This window comes from Butyrivibrio hungatei (assembly GCF_001858005.1).
Classification (GTDB): domain Bacteria; phylum Bacillota; class Clostridia; order Lachnospirales; family Lachnospiraceae; genus Butyrivibrio; species Butyrivibrio hungatei.
In genome coordinates, this window is record NZ_CP017832.1 from 78,304 (window position 1) to 95,397 (window position 17,094).

General features: G+C 36.4%; 15 protein-coding genes. 9 read left to right on the forward strand and 6 right to left on the reverse strand.

The genetic code is table 11. From position 1 onward, the window contains the following. The first annotated feature begins 572 nt into the window (after positions 1-572). The 6 genes from bhn_RS14890 (at position 573) to bhn_RS14915 (ending at position 6,730) form a co-directional block, all read left to right on the forward strand. A complete protein-coding gene (locus tag bhn_RS14890; RefSeq protein WP_071177625.1) occupies positions 573-1,544 on the forward strand; it encodes a hypothetical protein in 972 nt (323 codons plus the stop codon). A 338-nt stretch (positions 1,545-1,882) separates the two neighbouring features. Then, on the forward strand, positions 1,883-2,845 hold the full coding sequence (locus bhn_RS14895; RefSeq protein ID WP_071177626.1) for a hypothetical protein: 963 nt from the start codon (positions 1,883-1,885) through the stop codon (positions 2,843-2,845). Continuing rightward, on the forward strand, positions 2,842-3,561 hold the full coding sequence (locus bhn_RS14900; RefSeq protein ID WP_071177627.1) for a sigma 54-interacting transcriptional regulator: 720 nt from the start codon (positions 2,842-2,844) through the stop codon (positions 3,559-3,561). Before bhn_RS14895 ends, bhn_RS14900 begins: the two co-directional genes overlap by 4 nt. A gap of 18 nt (positions 3,562-3,579) precedes the next feature. Further along, entirely contained in the window at positions 3,580-5,238 is a 1,659-nt protein-coding gene (dnaX, locus tag bhn_RS14905; RefSeq protein WP_071177628.1) for a DNA polymerase III subunit gamma/tau, read from the forward strand. Positions 5,239-5,359: 121 nt separating this feature from the next. Next, positions 5,360-5,641: an ATP cone domain-containing protein gene (locus tag bhn_RS14910; protein ID WP_071177629.1), complete on the forward strand. Its 282-nt coding sequence runs from the start codon at positions 5,360-5,362 to the stop codon at positions 5,639-5,641. 189 nt (positions 5,642-5,830) lie between these two features. Next, complete coding sequence (locus bhn_RS14915) at positions 5,831-6,730, forward strand: tyrosine-type recombinase/integrase (protein ID WP_071177630.1); 900 nt, start codon at positions 5,831-5,833, stop codon at positions 6,728-6,730. 92 nt (positions 6,731-6,822) lie between these two features. Here the strand turns inward: bhn_RS14915 and bhn_RS14920 are convergent, their stop codons facing one another. Together bhn_RS14920 and bhn_RS14925 are read right to left on the reverse strand one after the other, a co-directional pair. After that, positions 6,823-7,887, reverse strand: coding sequence for a tyrosine-type recombinase/integrase (locus tag bhn_RS14920; RefSeq protein WP_071177631.1), 1,065 nt, complete (start codon positions 7,885-7,887; stop codon positions 6,823-6,825). Positions 7,888-8,036: 149 nt separating this feature from the next. Then, positions 8,037-9,014: a hypothetical protein gene (locus bhn_RS14925; protein ID WP_148661984.1), complete on the reverse strand. Its 978-nt coding sequence runs from the start codon at positions 9,012-9,014 to the stop codon at positions 8,037-8,039. Positions 9,015-9,128: 114 nt separating this feature from the next. Between bhn_RS14925 and bhn_RS14930 the strand changes: the two genes are divergently transcribed. Next, positions 9,129-11,630, forward strand: coding sequence for a hypothetical protein (locus bhn_RS14930; protein WP_071177633.1), 2,502 nt, complete (start codon positions 9,129-9,131; stop codon positions 11,628-11,630). Between the two features lie 1,151 nt (positions 11,631-12,781). Here the strand turns inward: bhn_RS14930 and bhn_RS14935 are convergent. The 3 genes from bhn_RS14935 to bhn_RS14945 form a co-directional block, all read right to left on the reverse strand. Next, complete coding sequence (locus tag bhn_RS14935) at positions 12,782-13,078, reverse strand: DUF4352 domain-containing protein (RefSeq protein ID WP_071177634.1); 297 nt, start codon at positions 13,076-13,078, stop codon at positions 12,782-12,784. 199 nt (positions 13,079-13,277) lie between these two features. Next, the gene (locus bhn_RS14940) at positions 13,278-14,237 is read right to left on the reverse strand and encodes a hypothetical protein (protein WP_071177635.1); all 960 of its coding nucleotides are present in this window, start codon (positions 14,235-14,237) and stop codon (positions 13,278-13,280) included. A 420-nt stretch (positions 14,238-14,657) separates the two neighbouring features. Beyond that, positions 14,658-15,158 (reverse strand): hypothetical protein, encoded by a 501-nt coding sequence (locus bhn_RS14945; RefSeq protein ID WP_071177636.1) that lies wholly within the window; start codon positions 15,156-15,158, stop codon positions 14,658-14,660. 294 nt (positions 15,159-15,452) lie between these two features. Between bhn_RS14945 and bhn_RS14950 the strand changes: the two genes are divergently transcribed. Together bhn_RS14950 and bhn_RS14955 are read left to right on the forward strand one after the other, a co-directional pair. Continuing rightward, positions 15,453-15,719 carry a hypothetical protein gene (locus bhn_RS14950; protein ID WP_071177637.1) on the forward strand — a complete coding sequence of 89 codons (267 nt, stop codon included), beginning with the start codon at positions 15,453-15,455 and terminating at the stop codon, positions 15,717-15,719. Next, the gene (locus bhn_RS14955; RefSeq protein WP_071177638.1) at positions 15,712-15,909 is read left to right on the forward strand and encodes a hypothetical protein; all 198 of its coding nucleotides are present in this window, start codon (positions 15,712-15,714) and stop codon (positions 15,907-15,909) included. Before bhn_RS14950 ends, bhn_RS14955 begins: the two co-directional genes overlap by 8 nt. A gap of 134 nt (positions 15,910-16,043) precedes the next feature. On the opposite strand, the gene bhn_RS14960 is transcribed toward bhn_RS14955, so the two are convergent. Continuing rightward, the gene (locus tag bhn_RS14960; RefSeq protein ID WP_071177639.1) at positions 16,044-16,943 is read right to left on the reverse strand and encodes a hypothetical protein; all 900 of its coding nucleotides are present in this window, start codon (positions 16,941-16,943) and stop codon (positions 16,044-16,046) included. Positions 16,944-17,094 lie beyond the last annotated feature (151 nt).

Here is a 17,094-nt window from a genome sequence, read left to right on the forward strand (position 1 = left end):
CATAGGGCTGGAAAGTTGACCTACAACATAAAAATAGGAAAGCGGAACCAGACATAGGGCTGGAAAGTTGGCGGACAACAGAAAATTAGACACATGGTAAGGAGAGTTAGTGATACTGCGGTATCTCAGCTCTCCTTACTTTTTGGGAGAAAATATGAGAAGAATTACTAAATATGTTATAAAGGGGTAGCTATTCTGATTTAGCTAACCCTTTATGTTTAAAAAGGAGCTTGAAATATTATGAAACGGATGGATAAACAGACTAAACAAAAATATATCGAGGTAGTTAGTGCGTGGATTAGCAGAAAAAGTATTAAGAATTTTGCGTCGTTGTATAAATATGGATTTTTGTATGAATCTGTGTTTACTAGGCCAATTTGGAGAGTATATAGAATCATAAGAAATACTGTGACTCATAAGTATGACCTTTCTGTAGCGCACTACAAAAATGATATAGGAATACTTTAAGCATGTTGTTTATATTTTAAGACTGTTTGTGTCCCTTGAAGATGTGGGCCTATCAGCCTTGAACGTCTATTTTGATTTATTATTAACAAGGAGTATGTAGTTTTATGAAGAAAACTATAAATATGTTAGGCCAAACAACTATTTTTGATATCATAGTTGAATCACCAATTAATAAGAGTAAACCAAGGTCTTTGGAAATATGTTCTCTTAAAGAATTTGAAAGGCAATATAACAGATATATTCCTTCAAACTATAAGGAATTATATTCGCTTATCGAACTTCTTGGCGACTTGGTTAGACAAGCCTATGCTAGTGTAGGTATTGAGATTTTTGATTTTGAAGTGCATCATTGTCCAATACACGATGGTTGGGACCTTCATGATTGTGAAATATGCTGGAATCTTAAAAAATATGACGAAGCAGATGAGACAATGATTGTTGGATGTACAATACGTCTGTTTCGCGGTTACTCTGTTACCTATTGGCATAGTGGTCATGAAATAAAGTTACGGGCTAGTGCACATACTGTAAAACGTAAAGGCGAAGGTTCAAGCAGTTATTTGGTTAGTGATAAGAATGTCTTTTGCGAACATCTTAGTGATATTGTTGAACGATCGGCTGAGCTTTTTGATTATGTATCTGGGAAAGTTACCAGTCCTAAGAAAAATAGTTTATCAAAAAAATCCACAGCAAAGATATCACCTATTCAAAAATTCATTAAAGAATATGATGGGTATAAGATTGAAGATGCCTGTTCGGTTGCCAGCGATGATTTTAAGTCTTATTGTAGAAAACTTAAAAGTGCGTTGGTTAAAGAGGCTAAGCTCGTTGGTTTTGATTCTGTTACTTTAAAGCCTAATCACTATGATATGCATGGTTTCTTTAATAAGGGTGATAAGTACGTCTATTGGAGTTTTAGTGTAGAGCGTGGCGATATGCCAACTTATCTTAATAAAACGGATGCGATGCATGGATTCTTGTATAGAACTGCTACGTCGGATAAGGACTATAGGGGTGGTTCTAATCACTTTACGGATCTCAGACATCTGTGTGTACGTGCTTATGAACTTATCTAAACAGGAGGAAAATTTATTATTCACGCAAGTCCTTTGTGGCTTGCGTGTTTTATTTTTTTGCTTTTAAAGATACTTGCACCGTGCTTTATTTTGCGGAATTTTGCTATAGTTTGCCATTGCTGTGACTTCTATGTGAATGTAAAATAATACTGTGTTTTAGTATGATTTCTTGTTTTGGTGTATATCAACACTGCGTATTACCCAAACCCTCATGACGAGGTTATCATCTTAAAACAGGAGTAAAAATTATAGATTCGCATATTTCAAGACGCTTCGTGCGTCTTTTTTTATTGCTAATCTTTAATTAAATAATTTTTAAACAAGGAGGACTCTATAAAATGGAACTACAAAAAATTGTGATCGGTGATAAGATTACAGACGGTGTGTATTGTTTAAAAGCAATTCACAACAAAAACGGTAACTTTGAAGTTATCTTAAAGGACAAGACGGGCGAACTCTTATGTGAGCTGGCGAGTGAAAGGTTCGTTGATTCAATGAATGAACTTGTTGGCGGGGCGGTTAAGACTACGTTTGTGGTTAAGAATGGTATGGATACTGCGCCTCTTGGCGTAATAAAAAGCCTGACTGCTGCCGAGAAGGGTACTTATAAACCTTCTGAGTTGTTTGACGGATTGTCTGCCGAAAAAATTGCTGAGTACACAGCAGTTATCAAAGATTCAATCAAGCGTATACCTGATGCAAATGTGAGAGCCTTTGTGGAACTTGTCTTAACTGACGATGTTATCACGGGGCTTTCTTTACTTCCAGCATCTTTAGGACATCACGCAAGGTATGCTGGTGGTGCTCTCGCTACCACTGCCAGTGTTACTACGCTCGTCATTCAGTATTCTTTGCAATACAAGAGACTGAATAATGGGTTGTATGGCACAAACATTGATTGGAGCATTCTTGTTGCAAGTTCCTTATTGCAGTGTGTAGGTATGCTTGATTATATTACCTCTGAGAACCCATTTAGAAAGACTAATGTTGGTGTTGAGAGGGGATATATGAGCGTACTTCAAAGGAGACTTGAAAAAGTTTGCTTCAGTAATCCTGGCATTATATCTGACGATGTATTTGCTCGGATCCTTAATATTCTGGCTTCATCTGTACCTATGAAGTCTGGCGTAAAATCCACTCGTAAAGAGGGTGCGATTTTTAGAGGTTGTCTCATGCTTTATGAAGAACTCGATATGCTCGATTCTGAAATTGCAGGACATGATATTGAAGAGGGTGAGGAATACTTCTATAACCGTAAGTTAAGGAGGAACATCTCGCTTGTAGAAAGAGAGGTTGCATGAATAGCACTATAAGAAACACAGGGCTGCTTTATTTAGGGCAACCCGGTCAAAATCTTCTTGCAATGGCAGAAGAAAAGGCAGCAAGTATCCTTGGTACTTCTGTTAGTTCTTTAGCAAGTCACCCTGACTACATGTATGTGGGGCTTGATGATGGTGAGAAAACTTTGGGTGTTGATAAGGCGGCTACTATTATTCAAAAAGCGTCTGTATGCTCAGCTGTTGCTGATACTAAGGTTATTGTTATTGATAATATCGAGAAAATGACCGTTGATGCTCAAAATAAGCTGCTTAAAACACTTGAAGAGAGTGATGTGACAATTATTGGACTTGCATATGAGGATAAGTTATTACCCACTGTGAAGTCGAGAATGATTGTTTCAAGAATCCCATCTTCTAAGATTATTCCAGCAGATGTGCAGAATATTTTTAATTCAGTTGCAGATGTCCTTAACGGTGGTGCACCTGAAGGTATTCTCAAGGTACTTAATATGGTTGCAGAGAAAGGAAATGATTCTTTCTTTATGTCCCATAGAGAGTATGTTGGTTCGTTTATTGATTTTGTTGGAACTATTGTTATAACTAAGCAACTTGGTGTAAATAAGGATTATGCAAATCTCCTTGATGTGATTTATTCACATAGGGAACGTTGTTCTAATCCTAATTACACAAAGGATGATTTTTTCATTCTTATCGTTAATATTGTAGAACAAATTTAAAAAGGAGGATTGTTATACATGAGTTTGTATAATGAGCTTAGGCCAAAGTCATTATCGGAAGTCCAAGGACAGGATACGATAAAGGCTCAGCTAAAAGGCATGTTTTTGTCTAAAAAAGTTCCTAACGCTATGCTGTTCAATGGTCCTAGAGGCACAGGTAAAACTACTGTTGCCAGGATCGTTGCTCGCACACTTAATTGTGAAAGCGGTGGGATGGAGCCTTGCGGCGAATGTCAGCAGTGCAAGGATATATTAAATGGTTCAAGTCTTGACGTAATCGAGCTTGATGCTGCATCCAATAATAAAGTTGAGGATGTACGTGGGATCATTGAGAAAGCCCAGTACATTAGCAGCTCTAACTATAAAGTCTTTATTCTTGACGAGGTTCATATGTTCTCTCAGGGTGCGTGGAATGCGCTTCTTAAGCTTATTGAAGAGCCACCAAAGAATGTTGTATTCATCATGTGTACAACCGAGGAACACAAAGTTCCAAAGACTATTATTAGTAGGGCTAGACGCTTTAATTTTGAGACAATCTCTTTAGATGTTATATCAGATTATTTGATGCAGGTATGTAACGAGCATGGAAAAGCCTATGATGTTGATGCAATCAGGTTGATTGCCGCAGCTTCTGACGGCGGAATGAGAGATGCTCTTTCCATATTAGAGCCATTCTATGACGATGACTGTATTACTACTAGCGTGGTCACAGAAACTTTAGGTATTACTCCAGAAAAGGCTATCTTTGATCTACTTTTCAGTATTGAAAAGGGTGATGTTGCCAGTGCAATATCTGTGGTTAGAGATGCTGTTACAAAAGGGAAAAACCTTCAGGTAATGCTTAAAAGTATTATCAACACACTTACTGATGCGCTGTTTGTTATGACTGGTGCTTCAGTGGAGACTCTTGTTAATACTGATAGCTATCGTGAGTTACTCTTATCATATGTCGAAAAAGTGGATGTAGATAGTATATTAAAGCTTTCTAAGTCACTATCTGATGTATATGGTGTGCTTGCAAAAGTACCTGATTCAGAGTTTCTTATCGAAACCGCACTTATTAGAGCAGTGAATGATATGGCTTCTCAGATTTCTCTTAAGGAAATTGAGAGGCGTGTGTCCGACTTGGAAAAAGGCGTATCTAGTATGCCTGTTGATGTAAAGCCTGTCGATGTGCAGGTAGATAATGTTGTAAATATCGCAACTAAAGAGGTTAGTTCAAATGATACTAATGAGGAGCCTGCCGATGGCTTTGCTCCTATATCTGAATCAGATGAATTACCTTTTGTCTTAGATGAGATACCTGATGAGTTGCCTATTGATGGTGATTTGTCTGTTGCAGCCGTAAGTGAGATGCAGGTAAATGAACCTGTACCACAGAGCGTTAGTGAGTCTGTTGTTGATGTTCCTTCTGATAGTAGTACTGCTGTTGCAGCTACATCAAATACTATTCCAGATGAACTGTTGTCTCATCTTCCTGCAGGAACCAAAGTTCTTGGCGAAGCAATTTCTTCAACTGTTGAAACTCCATGTGAGTCAGACAGTGAAGATACAAATGTAGTTAATGATTTGGCCGGAGAGGTAAAAGAAGAAGCGGAAGAAACTGCTATGTTTAAAGCAGATGAAGAGATTCCTGCCTTCGGATTTGCAAATTCCTTCTCTGGCTGGCTTCAATGACGGTGAATTGGCGAGTGAGTTTATACGTGAGCTAGGTGAATTTCCTAACTTTAATAACTTCATCGGTCAATTCAAATGTGCTTGAAGTCTTTGTTTTCGACCTAATGAGGTTATTAATAAAATGTATATACATAAAAGAAATGGAGAAGAGGTGAGCTTTGAACATAAAAAGATTGAACCTGCTATTACTAAAGCTAATGATGCTACCGAAGTGACAGCTCAGTTAAGTAAAGCTGGTATTAAATATGTTACTGAGACAGTATGTGAGTGGACTGATAGCCTTACAATAGCACCTACTGTTGATGATATTGGTAACTATATCCAGTCAACCCTTATGAAAATCGGCGGTTACCAGGTAGCATCGGTACGCAAGGCTTTAATGCTGGGCGCACTGCTGAGATAGCTGACAGGCGGCTCCATATTGCAACGAATAGTCATTCGATTGTTTAAAAATGAGGTTAAAAATATTGGCTGCCCTAGTGGTGGCCTTTATTTTTTTTTGCAAGCACCCGAACATATGATTGTGCATGACGCATGAAAGCGTTATAATTACTGTATCAGAGACCAGTTTATTTTGTTGGAGTTTTTTAATATGAGAAATTTTTCAGAGATTTTATCGGAAGATTTTAAACGCTATTTTATGGAATGTACAATGAATATGAATAGTCGCACTCGTGATGAATATATTAGCTACATTAACCTTATAGTAAATCGGCAGTGCAAGGATTTTATCGATATAACAGAGGAGGACGCTAGGAGCTACTTTAATTATCTTGGAAGTAAACTTGATAGTGGTAGTATGACTAGGAAAACTGTTGGAGTCAGGCTCTCTTGCTTTAGAACTCTAGCTTCGTTCTTAGAGGATAAGATTGAAGATTATAGGAATCCCTTCATTAATATAGTGCGTCCTGAGATTAGCCCGGATATTAACCCTAATCGTATTCCTTCAATGGAAGAGTTGGATATGCTTATGTTAGCATCCAGGAGTGAACCTAAATCATTTTTAATCATGGCTCTGGCTACTAGAATGGGGCTTAGTGTAACAAGCATTCTTTCACTTAACAAAGGAAGCATTGTTAAAGAGGGTAGCGTTACATACCTATACTTTGCATCAAAAAATGACTTTAAAGGAAATTCTTATATTCCTGTTCCTGATGATGTGGCTGTCATTCTTGATGATTACCTTTCTCGTTTAGGTGATGAAGATAATATTTTGTTTAAAAACAAGCGTGGAAATCGTATGAATCTACAGAATGTTGATAAGATGGTCCGCGATCTGGTTAAGACCACGGGCATTAAGACTAATTACACTATGAAGGATTTTCGTAATAGAGCTATATTAGAAATGGCTGCGCATGGAGCTTCTCATAATGACTTAAAGGCTTATACCGGTTTAAGTGATATTCGCTTGGATAATTTTATGAAACATACTGATTATGTTTCTACTCATTGTCCAGCAAATCTTGTCAATTATAGATTGATATTAAATTAAATCAAAAACCAGAGTGATTTTAATGATTTCACTCTGGTTTCTTTTTTATAATACTTATGTGTAGTTTTTCCTTATATATGAATCCTGTAGAATTAATCGTGCTGTTTATTTCTTATACTTATTGCAGCATTCTTTTTATGTTCCTCTGAAGTAGCAATATAATGTTCTTGGGTGGTTACGATTGACGCATGTCCAAGTGTATCGGCAACGAGTTTTATGTCGTTGGATTCTAGATACAGTTTTGTTCCGTATGTTTTTCTAAGGCTATGTGGCGTTACTTTTTTACCATCAAGCGCGATAGCACCATATTTTTTCAATAATACTTGGACTGATCTTACAGAGAGTCTTTTTCTTTTCCTTGAAATGAATAGTGCTTGCTCATCGTTAGACCTGCATAAATTGAGCCTACTGCCAACTGTTGATATGTTCCCAAATACATATTCTTTTAGGGCGTCTATTATTTCTTCTGAGAGATATACGTGATCTTTATCGCCACCTTTTCTTATTACGTATGCTAGCTTTTCATTGAAGTCTATGTCTTTGACATTGAGTCCTACTAGCTCTGATACACGGATTCCGGTTCCAAGGAAGAGTGTAAGCAGGGCATAGTCTCTAAGTCTTAGTGTTTCCTGTATTTTCTTTTGGTGACTCTTCATCCCTTGAGCTGTTTCTACTATATTAAATAGCTTTTCTGTTTCATTATCACTCAGGGCTAGAATGTCTTTTTTATGTGATTTGGGGCTTTCAACCAGCTCTGCAGGATTTCTGCTTATTATGTTTTGTCTAACAAGATACTTACATAAGCTCTTGATACTCGCAAGTTTTCTGCCTTTACCACTTTCGCCATTAGTTCTGTGAACACCATCAATACTATATGTTTCAAGGAATGCCATGTATTCGTCAATATCCCTGGCGTTCATCTGCTCAATAGCAGTTGCAGGAATATCCTTTATTGGCGTGTTCTTATACAACGGGTTTACCTGTTGGACGAATTCAAAGAAGATCTTGAAGTCAATAGCATATGCGTATCTGGAGCGAGGCTCTAATCGGTTAGCTTTAGCATTGAAGAAATATTTACAGTAAGGAGGGAGTTCTTTTTCAAGTATGCGTAATTTCGTTATTGCATTGAATACGGTAATGTCATGATAGGTCTGCATGGTATTTAACCCCCTTTATTTATGCGTGTTTTGAGCTATTTGACTCAATTTATATTATATCATATATTATTGCGCTAAAGATATGTTTAACGCAATAATTGATATAATAAGAAACAGCCGCCCTTTCTTATTGTGGGCAACTGCTCTTTTTATCTATTGCGCTTTCTTCTTTTTACACTCTTCTTTCTATTCTTTATTATTAATACTATCAGGGTTGCTATTGCTATGAGCATTAATATTGCAATAAGTTCGCTTTGTGTGATGCTGTAGTGGTATTTAAAATCTCGTTCAAGTACATCGTTGCTTGATGCTCTGTAGTTACTCCCAGTAGCGTTTATGAATCCTACCTTTGGTGATGTCAATATTATTTCTGAGCCGCTAAGATCGTACATCGAATATGTAATTTCATTTTCAAGTCTGATTGCATTGAACATGTGGTTCTCGCCTTCTACGAGCTTACAATCAATCCCGAATCTTTCACATAGGAGTTTTGTTATTACTGCGTATTGAGTGCATACCATTTTCTTGTCACCATAGTAGGCAGATACGAAATTATCTCTTTCTGCAGATTCATCAGATGCGCGCTCATTAAAATCATACCCATAGATTTTGTTTATGTACCTTGTTATGGCTTTCAAACACTGCTTCTGTGTTGGAACTTCAGGAAGAGTCTCTCTAATTTCAAGTTCCATATTATCAAGTAATTCTTCTGATTCATCTATATTGATATTATTGATAAGTATTACTTCTATCTTACCGCTTTTGTATCTTATTGTCTTATATGCAGGCGCTTTGAATAGTGTCATATCACCATCGTAAGGGTTGTTCTTATCATCAATACTGCTTAGTTCTTTAAGGATCTCGTTTGTACTAGCGCTTGGCACCGCATAAGCTTCTGCGCTGTCCTGTTTATTTACAACTAATTGGTTGTATAGCTCTCGTGCGGTCTGGCTTATATTGTCCTGTTCCTTAGCATATGTAGTTATTGGTGTTGTCTGGACCATTACCGTTATAAGTAGTGTTATAAGTATAAGTCTTTTCATAAATCTAATTGCTCTCCTTGTAATTATAGTACCACGCAAATGGCACTTTGTAAAGATAATTATTGTTTTCTTAAATTTTTTCATTAGAGCAAAAGCAGCCAAAGAATTAACCTCTTCGAACTGTTTATATTCAAATCATATGTACTTGCTATATCTAAGCACTATATTAGACAATGCTCATAAGGAGTTTATTATGTTATGGATAATGATAATTGTGTGATTTTACCGAGTTGTTATAAATATATTGCAAGAAATATCAGCGAACCTTCTGAGCGTTATGAATACTCTAAGAATTTCTTTACGAATCTGAGCAAACACAATGTCGGAATGGACGAGCAGATTGGTCTGTACTGTTCTGTTAGAGTTCCTTCATCATGTGGTGAACTATTAGCTTATGGTTCTGTACCCTTGAATGCTGAGGATTATTACTCTCAGATTATGGAGTCAGAAGATATTCCAAAAGTAGTATCTTGTCAGAGCTATTACAAAAAAGTATGTAAGCCAGGTAAAAATTCTGTCTGCTTAACGTGTCAGTATTCTAAGAACTATGCGAATAATATGTATGCCGATGAATGCGCTGTCTTTAAGTATATAGCCACATCTAAAGATAATTTTGAAGTTTTTAAAAAGGATTTTTCGGCAGAGATCTTTAGAAGTAGTTTTGATATTGGTTCCAATCTTCCTGTTCTGAAACCAGGGATTGTGCCTTTGCTCAAACTTGCTTGTGAGCAGATACTGGAGAGGGGCGTTGAAGAACACTTCACTTGTTCTCAGGATATAAGAGAACGTTTGAATTCGCTTGTTGGAGTTATGACGCTGTCAGCTGTCCGTAATGCTAGCGTTAAGGAAATTCAATCTAATAATTTTAAGGCATTCCCTATTGCATGGTCTCAGGTCGTTGATGATGTGCTTTCTGCTAGGGATATATCGGCTGAAGAAGTGCGGACAATTTGCCAGAAAATTGTGAACAACTATGGCTCTTCATCCAAAAATTCATCAGGTAGTAAGAAAAAAGAAAAGAAAAGCGACACCCCTTTGCTTGACCTGTTGGATGCAGAGGTAATCGAGCCTGCTGTATCCGGGCAGCCTACGGGGAACATTGAGCAAACTAGCGAGGAGTATGAAAACGAGGAAACAGTTGTGGCTGCTTCCTTTGATACATCTTCTGATGAACAGCTTGATTGTAGTAGGGGAAATGTTGATGAGTATTCTGATTCCGATATCGCATATTCTGAAGATGGACTATCCGAGAATGAATGGGGGGAACTTTTTGATCAACGCGAGTCAGAAGTTGACGGAAGTGTATCTGCAGAATTTGACGAGACGAATACAGGGGCTGTTATCTCAGATATTCATAGTGATGAAGACTATGAGGAGTTGCCATTTGGACCGAGTGATGTTGTTAACCCTACATCTAATAGTGGCGATGGGGAAGTTAGTCGTGACGATAACAGTAGCAATACTCTAACTAGTGATGTATCTGTAACTGTTACCGATGAACCTACGCCAAAAGTACCGAATGCCGGTCGCGTGGTAAAGAAGTATATCGTACCAACTATGCCAAAAACAACGTTTATTTATCGTTGTGAGGTTAATAGGCGTACTCTTAAAGATTATGCTGATACATATTCCAGTAATGAAAACAACGTATTCAATGCTGTGCGGCAATGTAAGGTGTTGCCGATTGAAGTGGTATTTGATGCTGATAATCAGGCATATCTGTTTATGTTTGTAAAACCTTTGGGTAGATACTATTATTGCCGCATAGACTCTGCTATGCCAAAGACATTAGAAGCGGTCTTTAAGTCTAAATCCATAAGGAAGATCTGCTATCAGCCATATTTTCTTTACTCATTGTGTAGATTACATGGCTTTGTACTATGCGAAGTCTACTCTATCTATAGCATGGACCAGTATCTTCATCCGAATGCAATGCCATGTGTATATCAAGATTTCTGGGAATTGTATAAACATGATTTTAATTATACTCCTCTCAGAGAAAGTGGCTTTGAGGAGTTTGATACGCTCTGCTGCTTTATGCAGATTTATATTCAACTACAGGCTAAGCAAATCAGAAATCTGTCGGACAACAAGCTGATCCGCTTTCAGCAGTGTAAAGATGAAGTTTTGGGTGTTTCGTTTTTGAGGGCATTGAACCTTAAAGAGAATGGGTTCCTTTTCGACATTGATTCTGCTGGTACTATTTTATACAACACTAATTATGATCTAGCAGCTCATACTGACGGTTTCTTTGTGACATACACTATTGGTATGGACGATGCTCCGGATATCGAGCGTGAAGAATTGTATATGTCAGGTCTTATAGAACTAAGTAATAGGGGAAGGATTAGTAAATATAATATACAACTCGTTACTATGTCTGACGTAAGCATGGTCTTGTTTATTGGAGTACGTGAGTATGAGCTGGTGATTACTCTTTTGCAAAAGTTCTATAATCGATATGCATTCAAGCGACGCCTTGAAAACTTTAGTTTAAATGTGTCTCATGAGCGTATCTATGCAAAGGAAAAACGTATACCAAGAATAGCAATGCCAAGAAGTTATGAAGAGGTTAAGGATAGGTTGGTTACAACTAATGCTTCTGTTGAAGTAGCAAAAGAACATATAACAGTTAGGCGCAAAAAAGACACAAACAAGCGCAAAAAACAGACCGAAAAATTTATTCCAGGGAAAAAATAACAGATGCGTGGTGAGTGCCTATATTAGTATTGTCTCATTACAGAAATGGCTTTTTGAGATTCTCAGAAAGCCATTTTATTAAATAAAACTGCGTGGTAATGCAAAGCGATTAGGGTGGCTTTTTGAGATATATTAGTGGAACGTATAAACCGCACTATGTCTAACCAGAACTAATGAATTCTTCTTGGTATTTTCTCTTTGCCATGCCATCTTATCTGTCTCCGTCTGCCTGCCATATGTAAAACAAATTTCTTTTCTTATTTGCTCGCACCCTCGCTTGTAAAAATGCCATGCCATGTATACTACTTTTTACGAATCATATAGCAAAAATAAAAAGAAATAAAGAAATGCAAAATATGTATATAGGTATATGTAATAAAGGCATGGAATGATGTCGCTAATAGTTTGCCGTAAGGAAGGCACGGGGCAAATTTTAAGGGGACATAATGGTATAGCATAACCTTTGTATAATACCCTCGCTTGTAGTACGCTCGGATGTTCTGCATGTATAGATGTAGAGTTTGTATTAGGCATATATGTATTTGGTAAGGCATGGGGCGAAAAATAAGGGCTGGGTATATATGCTCACTTGTGTTACCGTTCGCAAGGTATGAGTATTATGTGTGTAGGGAATGAACAGAACATGTAGTTGAAATTATAATCTCTGTATATAGATGCTTTTAATATTTATGCTTGGGCGGAATTTTAAGACTTGTTAGTGAACCGTATTATATGAATGATTACATTTTATACTAGCCTCTGTATATGGTAGTTCATATATTTGGAGAGTGTGCCTTGTATGTCTCGGCACCCTCCTCAACTATTATCAGCTACTCTTCTATGCTTATAGCCAGATACTGCTTGAGAGTTAGCTGATAACATAGTGGTTGTCACATAGCCCTTCCCTTTCTTAATGAAAAGTGAATTTGTATTTATCTTAATAATAATAAAATTTGCGTTAATCTACAGTTGAGTGCTTAGAACTCTTTTAAAAACTTATCCATATTCTATTGAACAGGATTTGGGTATTCAAAGTTGTTGAGGGGCAATTAACTTGAGGGTTCTGATTGAGGGTTTTAATAGAGGGTTAGATATTCCGTATATTTATGTGCAATATAATATTTTCTAAGTGTGGTGATGCTTTGCTTCTGTTATTGAGGCGGTAAAATTGTTTCTGAATACACCACTCCAGCTCCGTGAGTATAGCCATTATTAAACACAAAATTGACCTCTACAGGAGCTGCCCTATCTTTTAACTCGAATATAGTGCAGAATGTTTTGCTCTCTCCGGGGCGCAAGGTTACTTTTTTATTTGAGCCGCTATGAATGTCTGTATGAAGATAATTAGGATAAAGATCCTCGTTATATCGCAAGTATTCCCAATATGGTTCCGAAAGGATTTCGCCATTTTGCGATACAAAGTAAGGCTGTCCGCTTGCTTCATTCATATACGTAAATTTTCTTTTCTAATGCAATAGTCATTTTGCAATAGATATGAGAAACAGAGTTTGCGTTAGATGTGAGAAACTTATTTGACAAAAATTAAGACCATTACCTTATGTTTGTGAAGGCAGTGGTCTTATTTTATGGGCTTATGATGCTTTGTTGAAAAAAGGGATTGTGTAAATGCAATCCCCTTCATACTACTTATATATGGCTTAAGTCATTATAAAAACGTTTATAATCATCTGGGATATTTGCCAAAATAAGTTGAATATATTTTTCGTAGTCTTCATTAAGAATCTCACCAGACTTCAAATAATGCTCTCTTATCTTGTCCAACAAACCATATGCCCTTTCATAGTATTCCTTAGATGTATCATATTTTTTGTCCGAACGCACATTATACTTCTTATCATAAGATGCATTAGAAAAATCCTTATCTTTGGACTGATATCTTTTAACTATCTCTCCGGATGATATATCTGCCAATGCCCAAAGTGTAGGTCTATCAACGGCTCCATTTTCTATGTCCTCTCTATTGTAAAAGAAAACAAATACAGCCAAGTAAAGTGCATCTGCATCCTTATAAAGCACTGGTCTTGAAACACTGTGAGGTATTTTTTCACCATTAATAATGTTTTTGTTAACTAAATCCATCAAACTATTTGTAGATAGAATAGTATCATCATTTGATGATTCTTTTTCGAAAAAAAGATGCTCCTTGTTATCAGTATAACAATTATGATCTAACCCTTGAAGTTTTTCATAAACGCACCCATTAATACCTAGTCTTGACAGTTTTGTCGTATTTACTAATATATCTTTTTTATCCGCAATCGAATTAGATAAAAACTCAACTATTTCTTTATAGTCAATTTGAACTGTGCATACACCTTTATGGATATGATAAATAAGTATGTATAAATAATTTGCAACAATATATATACCTTCACAATCAGTACCGATTGACTTAAGAGAATCCACAAAAAGCGAAACAGCTCCATCCTCATTTTGCACAAACTCATATAGAGACAGTAAGTTATCCTTATAAGGAATTGGCGACGGATTAAATCTATCATTACTTTGATAGCCATCGACTCCTCTTAAAAAGGAGATAAATTCATTTTTCTTTATTGATTCTCTTAATAATTCGGTATTTGTCATTGTACTTTCCTCACTTCCTTGTTATCCCAACATGAACGCCCCACGCAACTCATACCTCAGTGTTTTCAGAAGAATCAATTTTTGATTCCACTATTTCAGCGTTTTCTAAATGCAACTCTCTTAAATAAACATTCCTTTTTCATGAACATACCTTATCACTCCTGAAGTGTGTTTTTTCATTTCTTCGTCGCAAGGGCATACCTTTAATAATATCAAAGAAACTACCTCCTTTTTCGTAATTTCATTATACCTAAATTTACTTTTCTAAAACAATGACCATTTTGCAATAGATATGATAAAGTTCTCTGAGCCAGATATTCTGAACCGTTGGAGCAAAACACTAAAATTCCCTGTAAATTCCATACTCCGCATGGATTCTCGCTTCAAACGCAACGATTTCATTGCATTAGATTTGAGAAATTAGCCTTCATTCATATAAGGCGCAAACATTTCACTAAGTTTATAATCGAATTTTTCAAAATAATCTGCCTTTATGTTTGCCAGTTCATATTCCAAGACAAGATATATTGCATCATTTTCCTGTGTGTCTATCCATGTCTCATTTGTTATTTTTGCAGAAAATAGGTCTTGTACCTGATGCGTTTTCAAATATAACTCGGTTTTTAGCTTACCTGTAGCGTAAGGTATAATTATTATTCCAATAAGGATAATAATTGGGCTTATAGCTGCTATTGCAGTGCGTTTTTTGTTCCAATTATTCTTTCTGGCAACACCAATAATGATTGAAGTGACGGCGCATACAATTAAAATAGCTTGCATGAGTCGGATCAGCAATACGTATGCTAATGCCGAACCTATTCCATCTATACCACTTGAACCATTGTACAATGTAGGGGATAGAACGGTGATAACACATGTGATTATGAATATTATTATTACTATCTTGAATTCTTTTCGCATATATAGATATCCTTCAATTTGCAAAACCCTCAAGTTTGCCCCCCTCAACAAGTAGGTTTATTTTAAGGTGAAACCCTCAAACCATACCCTCAATTTGCTTGGCAAACCCTCAACAAGTTTGATTATCCCAGGATTTTTGGAATATACCCTTTAATGATATAATGACGTTGTGAATATCATAATTTGAACTGCCATCTTTTAGTGGCTCCTTTATGCATATCAGTGTGACGTATATAGTAGATATATAATCTATCCTATCACCTGGATATGGATCTGTTACATAAGGAGATATGAATGTCTAGTTACTCATTTCCTAAGAACCTTACTGCTTTTACTATAGATGAAAACAATACTGTGGTTGAGGTAAGGGTTATTAGTACTAGCGGTATATCAGGCATTGCTGTTGTCGAAATGCCAAACGGAAATATAGAGAACATACTCTTTGAACATCTATTCAAAGACGTCGAGTCAGCTTTAGCTTTTTTAGATGGCAAAGAATCACGGGATTCTAAGAAGTTTTATAATAATATCTTGTATGGCGAAGGAGGTAATAATGACTGATAAGAATGATAGTATTGAAAAATTTATCTTAGATGAGGCTTACTTGATTAAACCAGATAATGAAGACTATTTAAGAGTAATTAGCAAAAATTTTAGGGAACCTAAAAACTGTACACAGACTATAAGCGCCGATTTATATGGTTCAAAATCACAAACTCTAATAGAAGAACTTGAAAATGGTGTAAAATAAAAAGGAGCTGCGTTAACAGCTCCTCTCAGCCAGATGTTCGCAGCATCTGACGTATGAAGTATTTTTGAACCCTCGGTGCTACTTCATGTTCTTATTTTATTATCTGTCAATGCACTTGTCATTCAACCTATAGTTTAGTAGTTGAGTTCTTTAAGGCTTTTTTCGATCAAGTCGTATTCTTTTTTTATTATTTCTTTTGGCGCTGATAGATTTGAAAGCCTTTCAAATCTTCGCATTCTTAGTTCAAGCCTTGTATATATCTCTGGATACTTCATATCTTTTCTAAAGGATATAGCAAGAGCTGTCACTGCTTTATTGATTATATTTTTATCAAGTTCTGCTCTTTCGATTGCGCTATTTATCACTGTAGTGTCCGGTATGTAGTACGGTCTCTTTTCCCAAGGTTCTTCAGGCATTTTTGTAGATATTCTCGCCTCGGGAATATCAAGATTGCAGAGAACTCTGAAGTTTTGTGAGGGCAGATATATTTTGTATTCGTTATTACTTTTTACTGTTGCTCCATTCTCATGTGTAATTGTGAAGCTGTCCCTGTAGTCCTTATAGCCTTTTACTATACATATTTCCTTGTCTGTTATGTCTACGGCTATATAAGTCTGGTCAATGCAATAAGCTGTGAGGATAAGTGTGTTTTTGCCATCACTATTTTTAAGCGATGAAGCGATCTCGTTGTCGTAGAGCTTCTTAAGATCAGGTTTACCGGCTGGAATCCATACCTCCGGCATAAAGGGTAGATACTTTGATGAAAAGATTATCTCGGAGAAGTCAAGGTCCGGCTGATCCTTATCAATTTCCATCGCAATATATTCATCATCAACGAGATTATAAAATCCAATTACTTTGTGACTTGGTTCTTCTTCTGTCTCTTCTCCTATTCTGACATTTTCAAGGAATATTTCTAAATCCTTAACATACTGTTCCATAACAGCCAGCGCCATTTCGCCCATGTGTACATCAATTTTTCCTTCAATTTGGCCTTTAAGGGAGTTAATAAGTTCTTCTTTGTTTCTTAACATTTAAATTCCTTTCTTCAAAACGATTATGTAGATGTTTTTCATCCATATTTTTTAGCTACAAATTAAATATGGAATTTTTAGGTGAAGAAATTGATTAAAATGGTGGGAAATGATGCCAATTTGAAAAACTGGGTATTTTTTATCTATATTT